The sequence below is a fragment of the Dechloromonas sp. CZR5 genome (genome assembly GCF_008711155.1).
Taxonomy (GTDB): domain Bacteria; phylum Pseudomonadota; class Gammaproteobacteria; order Burkholderiales; family Rhodocyclaceae; genus Azonexus.
Genome location: NZ_VUYQ01000008.1, coordinates 26,093 through 42,381 on the forward strand (window position 1 = coordinate 26,093; position 16,289 = coordinate 42,381).

General features: G+C 55.4%; 15 protein-coding genes. 1 reads left to right on the top strand and 14 read right to left on the bottom strand.

From position 1 onward, the window contains the following. Positions 1-58: 58 nt before the first annotated feature. The 13 genes from F1002_RS17545 to F1002_RS17605 form a co-directional block, all read right to left on the bottom strand. On the bottom strand, positions 59-1,120 hold the full coding sequence (locus F1002_RS17545) for an NADH:ubiquinone reductase (Na(+)-transporting) subunit F (protein ID WP_150430347.1): 1,062 nt from the start codon (positions 1,118-1,120) through the stop codon (positions 59-61). A gap of 11 nt (positions 1,121-1,131) precedes the next feature. Beyond that, positions 1,132-1,488 (bottom strand): phenol hydroxylase subunit P4, encoded by a 357-nt coding sequence (locus F1002_RS17550; protein WP_150430348.1) that lies wholly within the window; start codon positions 1,486-1,488, stop codon positions 1,132-1,134. 28 nt (positions 1,489-1,516) lie between these two features. Continuing rightward, a complete protein-coding gene (locus F1002_RS17555; protein ID WP_150430349.1) occupies positions 1,517-3,037 on the bottom strand; it encodes a YHS domain-containing protein in 1,521 nt (506 codons plus the stop codon). A 14-nt stretch (positions 3,038-3,051) separates the two neighbouring features. Continuing rightward, positions 3,052-3,321, bottom strand: coding sequence for an MmoB/DmpM family protein (locus F1002_RS17560; protein WP_150430350.1), 270 nt, complete (start codon positions 3,319-3,321; stop codon positions 3,052-3,054). Positions 3,322-3,330: 9 nt separating this feature from the next. Next, positions 3,331-4,323: an aromatic/alkene monooxygenase hydroxylase subunit beta gene (locus F1002_RS17565; RefSeq protein WP_150430351.1), complete on the bottom strand. Its 993-nt coding sequence runs from the start codon at positions 4,321-4,323 to the stop codon at positions 3,331-3,333. 49 nt (positions 4,324-4,372) lie between these two features. Continuing rightward, positions 4,373-4,651, bottom strand: a complete 279-nt coding sequence (locus tag F1002_RS17570) for a phenol hydroxylase subunit (protein ID WP_150430352.1) — start codon at positions 4,649-4,651, stop codon at positions 4,373-4,375. A gap of 11 nt (positions 4,652-4,662) precedes the next feature. Next, positions 4,663-5,595: a catechol 2,3-dioxygenase gene (locus tag F1002_RS17575; protein WP_150430353.1), complete on the bottom strand. Its 933-nt coding sequence runs from the start codon at positions 5,593-5,595 to the stop codon at positions 4,663-4,665. Between the two features lie 57 nt (positions 5,596-5,652). After that, on the bottom strand, positions 5,653-5,961 hold the full coding sequence (locus tag F1002_RS17580; protein ID WP_150430354.1) for a 2Fe-2S iron-sulfur cluster binding domain-containing protein: 309 nt from the start codon (positions 5,959-5,961) through the stop codon (positions 5,653-5,655). Positions 5,962-6,135: 174 nt separating this feature from the next. Continuing rightward, positions 6,136-7,161, bottom strand: coding sequence for a universal stress protein (locus tag F1002_RS17585; RefSeq protein ID WP_150430355.1), 1,026 nt, complete (start codon positions 7,159-7,161; stop codon positions 6,136-6,138). Between the two features lie 39 nt (positions 7,162-7,200). After that, positions 7,201-9,597 carry an RND family transporter gene (locus F1002_RS17590; protein WP_150430356.1) on the bottom strand — a complete coding sequence of 799 codons (2,397 nt, stop codon included), beginning with the start codon at positions 9,595-9,597 and terminating at the stop codon, positions 7,201-7,203. After that, on the bottom strand, positions 9,594-10,709 hold the full coding sequence (locus tag F1002_RS17595; RefSeq protein ID WP_150430357.1) for a YCF48-related protein: 1,116 nt from the start codon (positions 10,707-10,709) through the stop codon (positions 9,594-9,596). Before F1002_RS17595 ends, F1002_RS17590 begins: the two co-directional genes overlap by 4 nt. Before the next feature lie 81 nt (positions 10,710-10,790). Further along, the gene (locus F1002_RS17600) at positions 10,791-12,137 is read right to left on the bottom strand and encodes a DUF1329 domain-containing protein (RefSeq protein ID WP_150430358.1); all 1,347 of its coding nucleotides are present in this window, start codon (positions 12,135-12,137) and stop codon (positions 10,791-10,793) included. Positions 12,138-12,155: 18 nt separating this feature from the next. Continuing rightward, on the bottom strand, positions 12,156-13,877 hold the full coding sequence (locus tag F1002_RS17605; RefSeq protein WP_191090462.1) for a DUF1302 domain-containing protein: 1,722 nt from the start codon (positions 13,875-13,877) through the stop codon (positions 12,156-12,158). A gap of 381 nt (positions 13,878-14,258) precedes the next feature. On the opposite strand from F1002_RS17605, the gene F1002_RS17610 reads away from it, so the two are divergent. Further along, positions 14,259-15,167 carry a LysR substrate-binding domain-containing protein gene (locus F1002_RS17610; RefSeq protein ID WP_370452180.1) on the top strand — a complete coding sequence of 303 codons (909 nt, stop codon included), beginning with the start codon at positions 14,259-14,261 and terminating at the stop codon, positions 15,165-15,167. 33 nt (positions 15,168-15,200) lie between these two features. On the opposite strand, the gene F1002_RS17615 is transcribed toward F1002_RS17610, so the two are convergent. After that, complete coding sequence (locus F1002_RS17615) at positions 15,201-16,193, bottom strand: GlxA family transcriptional regulator (RefSeq protein WP_150430359.1); 993 nt, start codon at positions 16,191-16,193, stop codon at positions 15,201-15,203. Positions 16,194-16,289: the final 96 nt, after the last annotated feature.

The window sequence follows — 16,289 nt, forward strand, 5'->3', positions numbered from 1 at the left end:
AAACTCAATATCAATAAGGTATGAAAGAAGACGACCCGGAGGTCGTCTTCTTAATTGATTAAAGGGCGCGGAAAAGCGGGCTGCGCACTTGCTGCGCGTCGGCCGCGGAAATGAATTTCTCGGTGTAGATGTCGCGCTCGAACAGTCGTCCCTGCATCAGGGTGGCGATACAGGCTTCGATCATCAACGGCGGCCCACACAGGTAGGCCTTGTTACCGCGAAAGTCATTGTCGAAATGAGCCTTCGCCGCATCATGGACAAAACCGCGGAAGCCACTCCAGCCACTGTCCTCTGGCTCGTGTGAGAGCGCCGGGACATAGGTGAAATTCGGGTGCAGCTCGGCCAGCGAGAGAAACTCCTCGTGGTAGTAAAGCTCGCCGAGATGGCGCTGACCATAGACAAGCGTAATCTGTTTGTCGAAACCTTCAGCCAGAAGATCCAGGATCATCGAACGCGGGCTGGAAAGACCCGAACCACCGGCCATGAAAATGACCGGCAGGTCGGCCGATTTCTTGACGAAGAATCGACCGTAGGGGCCGGATATCCCAAGCCGCTCGCCCAGCTGAAGCGTTTCATGAACGTAAGTCGTGCCCGGCCCGCCCGGCACGATGCGGATGTTGAGTTCGATCTCGCCGCTGGCCGAGGGCGGACTGGCCACCGAGAAGGCACGACTACCGATGCCTTTCGGCAAGACCAGATTAACGTACTGGCCAGCCTGGAAACGCATGCCGGCCGGATCGTCAAGCTTGATCCAGACACCCTTGATGGTCGGCGTCAGGGTCTCGATGCGACTGACGACACCGGCAAAGTCACGCACCGGCAGGTTTTCGGCATCTGGATCCTCGTCGATCTCGGCTTCAATCACCAGGTCGCTCTGGGCCGTGGCGCAACAGGCCAGGCATTTCTGCTCGTCGCGCTCGCCGTCCATCAGGGCGAAGCTGGAAGCCTCGCCATGCTCGATCTCGCCATCGATGACCTGCACCTTGCAGGTCGCGCACAGCCCGTGACAACAGGCATGGGGCAAATAGATCCCGGCGCGCAAGGCGGCATCGAGGATGGTCTGACCATCCTCGATTTCGATGGTCTGACCGAGCGGTTCGATGGTCAGTTCATAGCTCATCTCGCCATCCCTCAGGCAGCAGCCAGCAGGGAATTCAAGCCCGGCGTGATGAAGCGCAACTGCTCCTTGTGGCCGATGCCGTTCGCAGCCAGGCTGGCATCGAAATCCGGCGTGAATGGCTTGTTTGATTTCAGCCATTCAACCTTGCTCCAATCAACCGCAGAGGCATCCGGATCTGGCTGCATCAAGGCAGTCAGCGGGCCATCGACCAGTTCGCGGAAGCTCATTTCCGGTGGGACACAGATCAGGAAGGGTGCGGCGAACAGCAGGTGCTGATCCCAGCAGGCATAGACCAGTTGCTTGCCGTTGAAATTGGCAACCAGATCACGCGGCACACCGACATAAGGCTTGGTGGAAACTACGGCCATTTAAATTCTCCTTTTTGGGGTGCGTGGATCACTGATTGCTGGTGGCCATGGCACGCCAGGCGTCGAAATTCTTCTGGTCTTCGGAACCGTCGAAATCGCCGTTGTCCTTGCCGTTGCGCAGACCAACCCAGTCCATCCAGGCGGCCAGATCGCCGCCTATCGGGTCCTGGAACAGCTGCGGCATGGGCAGCCAGGCCTGAATGTATTTCTCCGGCTCGTTCTCGAAGATGTGCTGGCAGCCATCGGAACAGAAGTGATATTTCTCGCCCTTGTACTCGCCTTCGCGCTGCGCCGACCGGGTCGGATCGTCCGGCTCGGTAAACACGATGGGCAACTGGCAGGTCTGGCACAGCTTGGCCAGGCCGTAGTTGGCGAACTGCGTACCGGCGGCCTTCAGTTTCTTGATGTGTTCCCAGCGTGGGCGGTAGTACTTGTCGAAGGTGTCGGGATATTTTTTCGCCAGCCAGGCCATGTCGTCGTCGGACGGAATCCAGCTGTGGAGGGCGGTGCCGAAACTCCACTGGTACAGACCGAGCATGAACTGGTGCGACATGTGGTCGATGGCCTTTTCGGCATCATCCCAGCCGGCCGGGGCACGAATGCCGTAGCGGGCCAGATCGCGGAACAGGGCCGTGCCGTTCTCGATGCCGTAGATATTCCACGCTTCGCGCCAGGACATGACGCGCTTCGGCAGCATGTAATCCATCATCGTGCTGACCAGGCCGAGCACGCGGAAGCCGCGCCAGAACCACTTGTCGATCCAGCCCTGAACGATGGGCAAATTGGCCGGGTCTTGTTCGAGCATGAACTTGATGCACTCGAGGCCGAGGGTCATGTGCCGCGCTTCGTCGGACTGCGCCGAGAAACCGAAGGTCACCGTCGCCATGTCGCCATTGTAGGCGGCACCCGACATGAAGGGCACGAAGAGCAGGTTGGTCAGCACGTATTCGAAGCTGAAACCGATGGCGATCATGAACTCGAAGGGGCCAGCCGACACCGCGTCGTCGAAGAAGGAACGCGGCACCGTGCAGTACCACATGCGGTCGCGAGCATCGGCAAAGGCATGGAAGCCGTTGTAGAACTTGTTGTAGTTCGACAGGGCGTGAATCTGCGTCTGGGCGTGGCGAATCTCGTCGATCGCCTGCATCTGGCAGGCAACCTGGGTGCCGACACCGGGAAACTCGCGGCCCATGCGGGCGAAGCCCTTGCCGGCGGCGTATTCGCCCGGGCTGATGGCCTGTAGGAAGATCTTCAGGGCGCTCAGGTAGCGGGCATCGGTAATGTGCAGGTGGCCGTTGTTCTGGGCGTGGGCGTCGATGATCGCGTAAAACTTGCGCTCCTTCTCGGCTTGGTACTTCCAGTAGGAATCCATGGTCAGGCGGAAGGGGTCTTCCCACTTGTCCCAGTCGTGAATCCTGATCCCTTCGTACTTGGTGTAGGGATAGATCTCGTCCTTGTTCTGGTAAGTCGGCTCCCAGCCCAGGTCACGGGTCAGCAAGCGGTACTTTTCCTTCAGGGCGAGCTTCTTCTTGGCAACTTTCATGTCCATTTTGCGTCTCCTTCTCAGCTGTTCCAGCGTAGGGTCAGGGTGTCTTCGTCCTCTTCGACATTGCCAGAGAGGGTGATTAGATTGACGTTCAGTTCCTGCAGGTCAAAGGCGCGACCGAGTTGTTCCTCGATCGTCTCGCGACGGACAGTCAAACTACCTGGGGCATCAATCTTGATCATCGCCGGTTGGCGATTGACCGTGCAGTTCGGGTTATCGATGACGATCGCATCGATGATCGGACGGGTGTCTTCGTTGGTTTGCAAAGCAATGAATACAGTCGACATGTCACTCTTTCAGATTTCGATACCAGTTTTTTTAAGGCGTGCCTTCAGGGCGGCCATTTCTTCGCCGATCGCCTCATCAGCATCAGCGCCAAGCGCCAACTGGGCGACAGGCAGCAGTGCCGAAGCTGCTCGGCTACCCCATTTCGCCGTCCATTCTTGCAATACGGAACGGTTATGCTCGGATTCGGCGGCAGCCGTTTTTAGAACTGCATCGATCCATTTGCGGGTTTCTTCGTGCCAGTCGCTCATGAACTGGGTCAACATGGCGATGGCAGACCCGCCGCGCGACGACAAGTGCCCATCGACAATGCGTTCGTAGATCAACGGATAAAGCAAACCATCGAGTGCCAGATTCTGGGCAACAAACAACTCGAACGGATCACGGACAACCAGGCAGTCCTCGATATAGCGCCTCAAAGGTTGCCACTCGTCGCCTTCCAGCCAGGATTTTTTGCCTTCGTCCAGAGCCTCGGTATCGCCCAGCAGGAGGCCGATACGCGATAGGTACTGGGCAATGCCCAAGTTATCCATGGCGTGGAACATGCAGGCTTGGGTAAAGATCGCCGCATAACCGTAGCCGCAGACGAAAGTATTGTTCTGGTTTGCTCCCCAAGCCACATGACGCAATGGCACCAGCACCTTCAGGGCAATCTGCTTCAACTCCTCAGGAAGCATGTCAGCCAGGCCACGGGTTTCGACAAAGGTGAAATTTGCTTCCGTGGTTTCCTGCTGACGGGCGCGAGCCAGCGTGTAGGTGTTGTAGTAGAACTGACGCGGATCCTTCAGTGCGTACCAGTCCGCCATCACGATGCGGGTGATCGACTTGTCGTAGATCAACTGATCAGGGTCCCAGGTCGGGCGATAGTGCAGATTTTCAGTCGCCTGAATATCGTAACTACCCTCCTGATAGCGGGAGGCCGGCTTGTCACCGAAGCGACGAACCAGATGATCAAAGGCCTGACGTTGCGGCTGAATGCTAACCGTGCGCAAATCAATTTGCATAATAAGTCTCCAAACTTTTCATGTTCATTACTTCAAACAGCGTCTTTGCTCACTTGAAGCGAGTACCGGTGGCATCAGCCAGACGCCAGTCCCAGTCGCTGGGCGGCATGTCGTCTGGACTTTTTCCCGGGAGAATTTCCGCCTTGTTGCTGACGCAGAACGCTTCAAAGTCCTCCCGAGGGAGGATCAATTCGACAAATATCTCTGGCTCACCGATGGCAAACTCAAACTCGACGAAACCGTTGGTCCGTTCGCGGAGCTTGCGCACGAATCGACGCTTACTGTCGATCTCGGGCGTTTGCAATGCGCTGGAAGATGCGGATGCCATTGCTAAATGGCTCAGCTGACCACGGTCATGAAAGTTTCGTGCAGCTTGCGCTGCGGATAGTCGAGGCCCTGGCCGAAGTTATCGAAGGTCCAGGTCAGCGGCTCCTTGTAATCGGGATACGGCTGGTAGCCGCCCATGAAGGTCTCGAAACGGTTACCGGAAGGATCCCAAGCGTAAATGGTGCAGCCACGGGTAACACCGTGACGCGTTGGACCAATATCCACCGGGACCTTGTTCATCGACATGATGTCACCGGCTCTGAGCACCTCTTCCCAGGTTTCCATCAGGAAAGAGCAGTGGTGCAGCTTGCCTGGCTCCGGGTATTCGGCGAATGCAATGTCGTGCACCTTGTGCGAGCAGGAGAGCCAGATCGCCAGGTTGGCATTACCTTCCGGGTTGAGAACACGCTCAACAAGGAAGAAGCCCAGCACGTCGGTGAATATTTTCTGCACTTCGGCCACATTCGGACCATAGAGCAGTGCGTGGTCGAGACGGACGGGCCCGATACCGCGCTCGGACTCCTGCGACCAAGGCGCCGGGTTCACCAGACCGCAGCCGTTGCCAACTGTCGTTTTTTCTGAATAGAGCTCGATGAAGTGACCGCTCGGCAACAGGAAACGGACACGCTCACCGGTTTCCAGCATTTCGCCAGCCGGAATTCGCTCGGTCTTCAGGCCGTAGGCCTGGAGATCGGCATCAAGCTTATCTAGGGTTTCCTTGTCGAGCACCTTGAAACCGAAGAAATCGAGGCCGGCAGACTCAGCCTGGCGCAGGATGACACTGTTGTGATCTCTCTCATCCCAGCACTTTAGATAGACACGACCTTGCGCATCGCGCCCTGTTTCAACCAAGCCCATCACATCACGGTAGTGACGAACACCTTCCTCCAAATCCAATACGCGAATCTGTGCGTGCCCTGGACGCAAAACTCCGGTCATAGCCATTGATTAGTCTCCTCGTTAAAAAAATGACGGCTTAAAGCCTTACATCTGAATTCGTAACTACTGCTTGCCCAGCGAGCGCTTCATATTTCCCAGCACCCGCAACTCAAGATCGCTAACTGGGAAAATTCGACAGGCCAGAACTCGACCCTCCCGCTGATCCTCTTCAGTGATATGGCTGCGGCTCATCGCTTTATGAGCAAAGAGTCCGGCAACCACCTCAATCTTGCAGACCCCACAACCGCCGCCGCGACATCCTTGCGGAATGCCACGACGCCCGATCTGCACCATTCCTTCGAGTACGGATTGCGTCGGACTACACTGAAAGCTTTCGCCGGTCTCGGCAATCCTCACGGTGAACATCGACATAGACCTCCGCTAGCTCATTACACAACCAATTCTTCTAAACGTAATTGCAGATACCGTGCCAGGTTTACAACCAACTGTTTTAATTGGGTTTTATTAAAAATACGCCACCCAAAACCACGCCACTTTTATATTTTTATCAAACGTAATTAATACGATTGCTAAAATTATTTAAATCTATGAAGACAAATTCATAATCCGGGAATAGAGTTGCTTGAAGCCATCCTCCAGATCGGAATCAAAGCGTGGATCACCATTTGCAGCAAAGGCCGTACTGATCTCGGCCCAGTCTTCGCTTTTCAAATGCGAACGGGCCGCCGGCAGAATGGTGTTTTCTTCAAGGTTCATGTGCTCCCATTGAGCCTCGGAGAATTCATTGACGGCAGTAACAAGACCAGCCAACGCACCAGGAAAATTTCCCAGCTCGGAAGCACATCGATCAACCGCTGACTCCATGTTCCGAATCAAAGCATCACCACCGGCGTGCTGTGCCTTCAACAGCGCGATGGCGTCGTTGAACTCCGGGGTACGCTCGCTCAATAGGCGGAAGAGATAGGCATCCTCTTTCGGATGATGAAGGCGCTCAGGAAAGGCTTTGATGTAGCGAATCATCGAGCGAACCAAGGCCACGTCGAGACTCTTGTTTGTGCTCGCAACCTCACCCACCAGATGCTGGAGGCCACGCACGACTGCGGCCAGAGAACGATGCTCATCTTGAATAATCCCGATCGCTGTCAGCCGCTCGCGATCAGGTTGATTACTTTCGACACTGGCAACCAGCACTGGAATAGAACTATTAGACAGCACCTTCTGCGTCTGCGACCCGATGACCAGTGCTCGCAATCCCTTATGGCCGTGTGAAGCCATGAAGATCAAGTCACAGCCTTGCGCCTCAGCCTCGGCAAGAATGGCGGCAGCAGGACGGTCGCTGGTACGAACCACCGAGGCACAGGGCACCCCCTTGGCTTTTGCCGCAGCCTCGGCTTTTTGTAGAATTCCCCGCGCTTCGCCGGCAACATTGTCGACATATGCGCCAGGCGCTACGGTTCTCTGCAAAGCCCCCTGATCGGTGGCCGAAAAGTCAGCACGGGCGGTAAAAAAGGTAATTTTTGCCCCCAGTACGGCGGCGAAAGGAACCACCTGGGAAACAATTTCGGTGGCCAGTCCGGAACCATCGAGGGGAACCAGAATATGTTTGTACATGGATACCTCTTGCGAATAATCAGCGTGTAATGAAGCTGGTCAGATAACGACAGGCTTCTTGTGGCGCAACAGGAAATGCCCAAGGGCAGGCAGCAGGATCAGCGCACCAAGCATGTTCCAGACGAACATGAAAGCGAGCAGGATGCCCATATCGGCCTGAAACTTGATTGGCGAAAAGGCCCAGGTGGCAACTGCGATACCGAGTGTGATACCGGTCAGCACCACGACCTTTCCGGTGAACAAAAGCGCTTTGTAATAGGCCTCCGACAGACTGAGGCCAGCCTTCAACTGAGCCTGGGTCACGGTCAGCACGTAGAGTGCATAGTCGACGCCAATACCAACCCCCAGCGCGATGACGGGCAGGGTTGCCACCTTCACGCCGATATTCAGGTAGACCATCAGAGCCTCGCAGAGCACCGAAGTCAGCATCAACGGCAGCACGGCACAGACCACGGCCCGCCAGGAGCGGAAGGTGATGAAGGCGAGGACGATGACCGCGAGGTAGACCAGCATCAACATCTCGGTGTTGGCCTTCTTGACGACAATGTTGGTCGCCGCCTCGATGCCGGCGTTGCCGGCCGCCGACAGGAAGCGCAGCTCATCGGTGTTGTGCTCCTTGGCGAAGGCTTCGACCGTCTTCACCACACTGTCCAGCGTGTCGGCCTTGTGGTCCTTCAGGTAGGCATAGACCGTCAGCAGATTGCAGTTCTGGTTGAACAGCTCACGAGGTGCCCGGGTAATGATGGCGTTCAGCATGTCCTGGCTGCGAGGAATCTCGAACCACTTCAGGCTGCCCTCGTTCATGCCGGCTGCTGCCAGCTTGCTCAAGCCGGCAAGCGATGCCGTCGCCTCGACACCCGGCAGTTGCTGCAACTCGCGCTCCAGTGCATCCACCGCCATCACGGTGTTGTAGTGCGCGCAGTGGAACTGCGGCGTCTTGACCATGATGATGTAAACGTCGGAACTGGCTGCGTAGTTGGCGACCATGAAGGCGTTGTCGCGGTTGTAGCGAGAGTCGGGGCGGAGCTCCGGCGCCCCCTGGTCGGTGTCGCCGATCTTCAACTGGAAGCTGATGGCCAGGCCGACACCCCCCATTACGGTGGCGACGACGATGGCGATCGTCGCCCACTTGCGCTGGGTGAACAGATCCAGAAACGCCCAGAACGGATGCTTGGCATGACCGGCATCGGCCGCTTCGGCAAGTTCGGCTTTCAGGCTGCGCTTGGCCGCCTCGGCGCTGACCCCGGTATAAGAGAGCAGGATGGGCAGCAGGATCAGGTTGGTAAAAATAAGAACCGCCACACCGATACTGGCCGTGATCGCCAGATCCTGAATGACCTGAATCTGAATCACCATCAACACGGCAAAGCCAACCGCGTCGGCCAGCAGCGCAGTAACCCCCGCCAGGATCAGTCGACGAAAGGTGAAACGGGCGGCAACCAGCTTGTCGGTACCCCGCCCAATATCCTGCATGATGCCGTTCATCTTCTGCGCACCGTGGCTCATGCCAATGGCAAAAACCAGAAAAGGCACGAGCACCGAATACGGATCCAGCTCAAAACCCAGCGTCGGCAACAGGCCGAGCAACCAGATGACGGCAACCACCGAACAAACCACAACCAGCACCGTGCTTCGCAGGCAGCGGGTGTACCAGAACAGCACAGCAGTACAGATCGCGATCGCTACCGCAAAGAAGACCAGAACCTGCTGCAGGCCGTCGAGCAGATCACCCACCACCTTGGCAAAGCCGGTGATATGAATCTTGATATCGTCGTTTTCATACTTGGCGCGCATCTCTTCCAGACGGCGCGACAAATCGTTGTAATCGATCCTCGCCCCGGTTTCCTGAACCTTGTCCTGCAGCGGCACAAGAATGATGCTCGACTGGAAATTGCTGGCGATCAGTTGACCGATCTCGCCGGAGCGCTCCACATTGACACGAACCTGATCCAGGCTGGCAGTTGAACCGTCATAGTCATCGGGGATGACCGGACCGCCATCCAGGCCCTCTTCAGTCACCCCTGTCCAGCGCACCGCCGGGGTCCACAGCGATTTCATGAAGGGACGATCAACACCCGGATAGAGAAACACCTCGTCGTTGATCTTGCGCACAACGTCGAGATATTCGGCATCGAAAATATTGCCTTTCCTGGTCTCCACTGCGATACGCAGGGTGTTTCCCGCGCCGGCAAGCTCGCCCCGGTTTTCCAGGAAATTGGCGATGTACTCGTGCTTGGTGGGAATCATCTTCTCAAAAGCGGCATTGAGAGAGAGTCCCGTAGCCTGATAGCCGAGGACAATGGTCGACAGCAGGCACAGAAGAACGATGAACAAGCGGTTATTGAACAGTGCCCGTTCAATCACTGAACCGGACTTCGGATCGAAGTCCTGAAGAGAGACAGCCCCTGCATTGGGGTCGGATGCGACGTAACTCATTTCTTTTGCTCCATACGGAGGGCTTCAGGGGCAATGCGCATGACGCCGCGCTGCGTCGAGGCAACAAGCGCCCCATCGTCGGCCTCCACGAGGCCGGTAGCTGAATTCATCTTGATATTGGCAACGCTGGCGAAAGTGGCACCAGAGTCCTGGCTTAGCAGCAGGCGACCGGCTTCATCGACGATGGCCAAACGTCCATCGCGCAGCCGGATACCGGCTGTCAGGGTGACCGGCAGACCGGCGTCGACCTTGGACCACGTCTTGCCTTGGTCAGTCGAGCGGAAGGCGTTGCCGCGCAATCCGAATACGACAATCGCGCCATCCTCGGCGACGACGGAACCAAACAAGGTTCCCGGGTAATTGATTGCCAACGACCTGAAAGTCTGGCCGCCATCAACTGAACGCAACAGGATGCCTTGTTCGCCGGTGATCAAAAGATCCTTGTCGGCGATGGCCACGTTGTACAGATGGCGGGATTTCGGGTTTTCGATTTGGCCGACCAGAGATGACCACGTCTTGCCGCCATCGCTGGTGGTAAAAGCCAGGCCGTAAGCGCCAATCACGAAACCGCGCTGCTGATCGAAAAAGAAGGCGTCGAGGAAAGGCTTGTCAGCGCCGTCGGCTACCAGGCCCTGCGCGTCACGCTGACGACGTGTCGGCGCTGCAGATCCGTTTGCGGCAGCGTCAGCCGCCGCCAACTCGATGGTTGCGGCCAATTTTCCTTCCAGTTGCCGGACCCAGGTTTCGCCACCGTCCGCAGTCTTGAGCACCACGCCACTGTGGCCGACCGCCCAGCCGGTATTTTCAGAAACGAAACGAACCCCCGCCAATGCCACGCTGGTTGGGACAGACTTGGCCTGTCGCCAACTCTGTCCGTTGTCATCGGAGAGCAACACGATGCTGCGCTCGCCGACCGCCACCAGGCGCTTCCCTGCGACCGCAACGGCCGTCAGCACAGCGGACTTGGCACGTTCACTCAAGCGCGCCGGCTGCTCCAGCACATCACGACTGTTGCCACCTTCGGCACCGACAGCCAACCCATTGACGAGGCTCAGGCTTGCCAAAAAAATGGCGGCACCGAGCCATCGCGACGTTTTTCCACGCGCGTTCATGTGTATTCCCAAACGGATGAATCAGAACCGGGGAACCCGATTCAAGGGATGCCGGAGGAACCCCCCGGCATCGAACGTCAATTAACGGCTAGCGTCAGCCGCTATCGCGTCGCCGGTGAAGTAATTCTCCGACTTGCGTTGCGGCAGGACCTTGAAGGAATCAAGGAACTGAACCGTGCTCATCGTGCTCTTCTGCAGGTCAAATACCGAGACCGGCTTGATAACAACCGCCGGAATGGCCGGCACGACAAACGGATAGACCTGCGACGTGCGCCAAAGCTTGCCTTCGGTGTCATAGCCATCCATCAGGACCAACAACCATGTGTCCTCGTCCAGATAGTAGCGACGCTTCGGCACTGCATGACGCTTGCCACTGGCGACAGTCGCTTCAACTTCCCACACCCGATGCAGTTCCCAGCGCAGTTTGTCCGGATTCATGTGCCCTTTGGCAAAGGCCTCCTGCTCCTTGGCGGTTACCAGGGTGTTGGCGTTGTACGGCACGTACATTTCCTTCTTGCCAACCAGCTTCCACTGATAGCGATCCGGGTGACCCATTATGCCCATCACTTCATCAAAGTAATTGGCGCCGGACGAAACAAAGTCGGGGGTGTCGTAAGCAACGGTCGGAGCGCGACGGACACGGCGCTGACCAACCAGGTATTGCCATGTCTGGCGCGGGGTAGCTGAGTCAACACCATCACGAATAACCAGCGACTCACCGGCCTTGAACGGCGGAGCGACGGTGGAGAAGCGCTGCAGGAAGTATTCGCCGCTCCACTTTTCAACCGAGCCATCCTTGAAGTAGTAGGGATACTGATTGACCTGTTCGTTCTGAGTAGCGAGCGTGCGGCCACCATCGGCAGCGGTGATGATGTTCTTGAAGGAGACCTCAGTCGCTTCCGCCTCGACGCGCAGCAGATAATTCCAGATGGCCTCGACACCTTCCTTCGGAATCGGGAACGGAATGCCGCCGTAGCAGCCTTCCACCGAATTACCGCCAGCCTTGGTCTTGCAGTGCGTAGCATTCTTGAAGGTGTTGTCATAGACGAATTGCGGCGCCACTGCAGTGCGGTGCGTCGGGTAGACGTCAATCCGGAAAGTTTCCGGATATTTCTTCATGAGCGCCTGGGTACCTTCACTGAGCTTGTCGGCGAATTGAGCCATGTTTTTGGCATTGATCTGCACGACAGGCTTTTCATTCGGGAATGGCTGAGTCGGAATATCCCCGGCCTTTGGACTCGAAGCGACAGTCTTCTTGCCATCCCACGCGGGAATACTGCCATCCTTGTTGCCGGCTTTTTCACCACCCAGCGGCGTCAAGGTCGATTTCAACTTACTCGCTTCATCAGCCGTAACGGCCGCAAAGACGGTGGTGGTGCCAGCCATCAAAGCAACGATGGCGGCGCACAACATAGTTTTTTTCATGATTTATGTCTCCTTTATGACTTAGAAGGTGCGCTGAACTGAGAGCGAAATGAAGTCCCGGTCGCCATGGAAGTTCTTGTAGGACAAGGCTGGAGGGAATTGCTGGTCGATGACAGCATCTTTGGGTCCGAAATACTTCGTGTAATTCAGGCTAGTCTGCCAAGTCTTCTGATATTCCCCCTTGATACCGATGCTGAAATTGCCACCGCGCTCAGAAGGCATTAGCGCCGAAACTCCTGCTACCGAGGAATGGCCGTTGATGCCATAACCAACGCCGATCGGTACCTGCAAATCCAGGCCAGGCAAGACCTGGAAGTATTCAGGCTGAAACACGAATTGAATTGCCGAAGCCGTTTTGGTTGCATTCGGATCAAGCTGGTCGGCGTTCTTGGTAATCCGCATGCGCTGGTTGTAGGCGAACTCACCAATAAAGCTGGCGCCATGCCACAGCGGAGTGGCACCCAGAACGCTGATTGCGGAAAGATTGAAATGGAGGGAGTCGCCCACCGGGTAGGCTGGATTACCAGCACCATCAGCACCAAAGTTAGCAACCTGCGCAAGGTTTACCAGGACCCCTCGCGCGACCATGGGCATATTCTTTCGGATGGAAAGCTCTGCCGCAACGTTGGTCTCGCCCACCAGGGTGCTGATACTTGCACCATAGGTTTTAATCTTTTCGCCATAAACCAATGCGTAGTCACCCACATCCACCACGCCCGAGGCCAACATACCTTGGGCATTTTGGCCAGGACGAGCGTAAAACTGGGGCATTTTGTCGTGGAATTGAGCCGCGTAAAGGCCGAACTCGGAGTCACCCAGCTTGAACTTCACCTGAGCACCGCCTTGGCCAGAGTCTTTAGCCTTCAGGTCTTGGCCGCGGTGCAGCGCGACATTCGGCCCGCCGCCCGGGAAGACGATGCTTTCACCACCGGCATCCGCAAAGTCGGTAAAACTGAAATAGCTGCCGGCGGCCGGAATGCGGTTTTTCTTCCACTCAAATTGATAGTAGGCGCCGACCGTCAAATTCGGGGTGATTTGGATTTGTGTGGAAAGCTGTTTGACCGGCAGGGCTATTTCCTTGAACTGCGAGTTCGGCACGGACAATGCGCGTACAAGATCCAGCGGGGTCTGCGCTGCGGCAATGCCGTTGTAGCCGAAAAACAGGGTTTCACCGTAAAGCTGGGTGAACTGGCCACCCTTGACATTCACGTTCATGTCAGCCGGCGTGAAATTGCCATATACGAAGGCGTCCCGGAACTCTGCGTTCTGTGCCTGCTTACGAGTAGCGCTAGTAAACTGGTTATACGGAACCGAGGTGGAATTCACATAAGCAGTACCGTTATTGTCGTTCGTGTGGTTATAGACATCGTCGTACCAGGCCGCACCGCTAACCCGGAAGCCATACGCGTTCTTGAATCGAAAATCGAACTCGGACAGAAGATCCAGTCGATTGGTGATCATCGAACCTTTTTTGAAATTATTGTCACCGTCATTGACGTTACGCTGCATCGTGCCAGGACCGGGATCCCCTGCAACCGCATTATCGGGATTGGCGACACGCCAACCTGCGCTGTACTTGACCGTGTTGTCCCAGGACATTTTTACATCTGGATTTCCAACATCAATAGTGCCTGCCTGCGCCACACCTGCCGCGACGACACCAACGAAAGCGCCGGCCATATTCAAAACCAAGCGCTTGAGACGAAGACCTCCAAACTGCTTCGTTTCATAAGTTATTTGCATTTGTCCCTCCAGTAATTGTTTGACTGTGAATCCGCAAAAGTCTCGACTCAGCCCCCAAAATCAGGGTAACCAGCCAATCTCTACATGCAAATTTACGTGACAACAGAATTGCCGTCCAATACCATATAACCAACCAATCAATACCTTTAAAGTATGAAAAAGGTCGTATCCAGCCTGATTTGTCCTCACTTCACACTGAAAAAACGGGGGGCTTTAAGCCCCCCAAAAATGCAGAGAGAGACATTCACGCACAACAGGAGACTCGCTTCTGTTGTTGATTACAGGTTAGTAAATGCGGAGATATACTGTCCAATACCGATTTAAACCCATATCCATACCTTGCAGATATGGACTTATCGGTACCCACTCAACCAGAAACACATGGAAACGATCATGGATCTCCGGCACCTGAAATATTTCATTGCTGTAGCGGAAGAACTCAACATTGGAAGAGCGGCACTTCGCTTACATATTTCCCAGCCACCACTGACCAGGCAAATACAGCAACTTGAGGAGGAACTCGACGTCCAGTTGCTGATTCGCACACCACGCGGCGTTGAACTCACGCAGGCTGGAGAAATGTTTCTGGAAGAAGCACGAAATATTCGATCGCTGGTAGAACAGGCCATCGAACGCACCAAACGGGCAGGGCAAGGAAAACTGGGCCGATTGGATATCGGCATTTTCGGCACAGGAATCCTAAATACGATTCCAAAGCTTCTTCAATTGTTCAGGGACGACCATCCGGATGTGCGAGTCGTTTTGCATACGATGACCAAAAATGAGCAAATTGAAGCGCTGCGCCAAAAACGGATTACCGTCGGCTTCAACCGCATCATGTCCCCTCTACCAGATATAACCTGTGAGTTGATCATGCGCGAACCACTCTTTCTTGCGGTTCATAACAGCCATCCGCTTAGCAAGAATGTCTCTGTATCGGTTAAGGAACTGTCAAAGCATCCGCTGGTACTCTTTCCAACCGGCCCTCGCCCCAACTTTGTCGATCGGGTGTTAGAGATTTGCGGACATATGGGTTTTATTCCGGAGATTTCTCAAATCGTCGGCGACGCAGTGACTGGGGTCGCCCTGGTTGCAGGGGGATTTGGCATATCAGTGGTCCCGGAATCAGTGATCACTTTTAAACCACCTGGTATCGTCTATTTGCCGTTTGATGACTGGCTTACCGGGAAAGTGGATCTCAGTTGCATCTATAGAAAAGATGATGAGTCCCCAATTCTCAAGGCCTTCCTGATTGCGGTTAATAAATTTCGGGAACAGCACAAAGGCTAAATAGCTGAACACGAAAACAGCACGACATATTGTTCAATCCGTTCCCTGAAACTGGAATCGTCCTCTGTACGCAGAAGGCGTAAATCCCACTCGTTCACGAAAAAGTCGGGTGAATGAAGCCGTGTCGCTGTAACCAACATAGACAGCAATCTGTTCAGTGCTCAAATCACCGGCTTCCAACAACGCCCGGGCAGTATCGATGCGCAGGTGTTGCAAATAGGTTAGCGGTGACTGCCCCATTGTGCTGTTAAATCGCCTGATCAATGTACGGTCGCTAACCGCCAGCATTTGTGCGAGTTCGCTGATTCGTATTTGCTGCGCCATATGATCCTGAAGCCATTTTTGCGCACGATGAATCAAAGGATCGTTATGTGATTTGTCAGCGATCAATGGCTGAAGTGGTGTCTGTATCGTTTGTGTCAAATCGATCAGCATACTGCGCGCGCATTGCATAGCAATCGCTTTACCAACAAACCGATTGAGCAGCCGAACGGACTGCAACAAAAAAGTGGCATGTGCCCCACCACAGACCAGGCGTTCATCTTCAGTGACGGCTGGGCGCATCTGCAGATCGACGCTTGGAAAGCGCTCTCGAAAATGCCGCTCCAGCCACCAAGTCGTTGTCGCAGTACGGTGATTCAACAAGCCTGTCTCCGCCAGGAGGAATGTTCCAGTGCAGTTGGCACTTATCCATGCTCCAGCTTTCCATTGCTTGCTCAGCCAGTCACGCACTTCGACCTGCTCAGTTAGGAATCGTTGAAATTCGGCCCAACCACGATAGTGCAGGCTAGGCACGAACACGAGATCGTAGCGATCATCAGACGAGATCGGACGCATCGCCAGTTCCAATCCATTGCTTGCCCTTACCGATTGTCCACACGCTGATACAAAGTGCCACTCGAACAACCCCGTGGGCTGGGTGCCCTGTTTCCGCATGTGGGAATTAGCGACCTGAAGCATGTCGGCAAATCCCCCAATCACAGAGGCATAGGCATCGTTAAAACCAAGAATCGCGGCAGTCGGCATAAATCACATCTTTCTAAAAACGCGGAAGCCAATTTGGCGTAAATCGCATATTACTTGTCGGTTCCGACTATTACACCTCCAGGTGGTTTTACCTAC

Coding starts and splice junctions, on each gene's coding strand:
- F1002_RS17545 (WP_150430347.1), bottom strand. CDS start 1,120: ATGAGCTATGAACTGACCATCGAACCGCTCGGTCAGACCATCGAAATC.
- F1002_RS17550 (WP_150430348.1), bottom strand. CDS start 1,488: ATGGCCGTAGTTTCCACCAAGCCTTATGTCGGTGTGCCGCGTGATCTG.
- F1002_RS17555 (WP_150430349.1), bottom strand. CDS start 3,037: ATGGACATGAAAGTTGCCAAGAAGAAGCTCGCCCTGAAGGAAAAGTAC.
- F1002_RS17560 (WP_150430350.1), bottom strand. CDS start 3,321: ATGTCGACTGTATTCATTGCTTTGCAAACCAACGAAGACACCCGTCCG.
- F1002_RS17565 (WP_150430351.1), bottom strand. CDS start 4,323: ATGCAAATTGATTTGCGCACGGTTAGCATTCAGCCGCAACGTCAGGCC.
- F1002_RS17570 (WP_150430352.1), bottom strand. CDS start 4,651: ATGGCATCCGCATCTTCCAGCGCATTGCAAACGCCCGAGATCGACAGT.
- F1002_RS17575 (WP_150430353.1), bottom strand. CDS start 5,595: ATGGCTATGACCGGAGTTTTGCGTCCAGGGCACGCACAGATTCGCGTA.
- F1002_RS17580 (WP_150430354.1), bottom strand. CDS start 5,961: ATGTCGATGTTCACCGTGAGGATTGCCGAGACCGGCGAAAGCTTTCAG.
- F1002_RS17585 (WP_150430355.1), bottom strand. CDS start 7,161: ATGTACAAACATATTCTGGTTCCCCTCGATGGTTCCGGACTGGCCACC.
- F1002_RS17590 (WP_150430356.1), bottom strand. CDS start 9,597: ATGAGTTACGTCGCATCCGACCCCAATGCAGGGGCTGTCTCTCTTCAG.
- F1002_RS17595 (WP_150430357.1), bottom strand. CDS start 10,709: ATGAACGCGCGTGGAAAAACGTCGCGATGGCTCGGTGCCGCCATTTTT.
- F1002_RS17605 (WP_191090462.1), bottom strand. CDS start 13,877: ATGCAAATAACTTATGAAACGAAGCAGTTTGGAGGTCTTCGTCTCAAG.
- F1002_RS17610 (WP_370452180.1), top strand. CDS start 14,259: ATGGAAACGATCATGGATCTCCGGCACCTGAAATATTTCATTGCTGTA.
- F1002_RS17615 (WP_150430359.1), bottom strand. CDS start 16,193: ATGCCGACTGCCGCGATTCTTGGTTTTAACGATGCCTATGCCTCTGTG.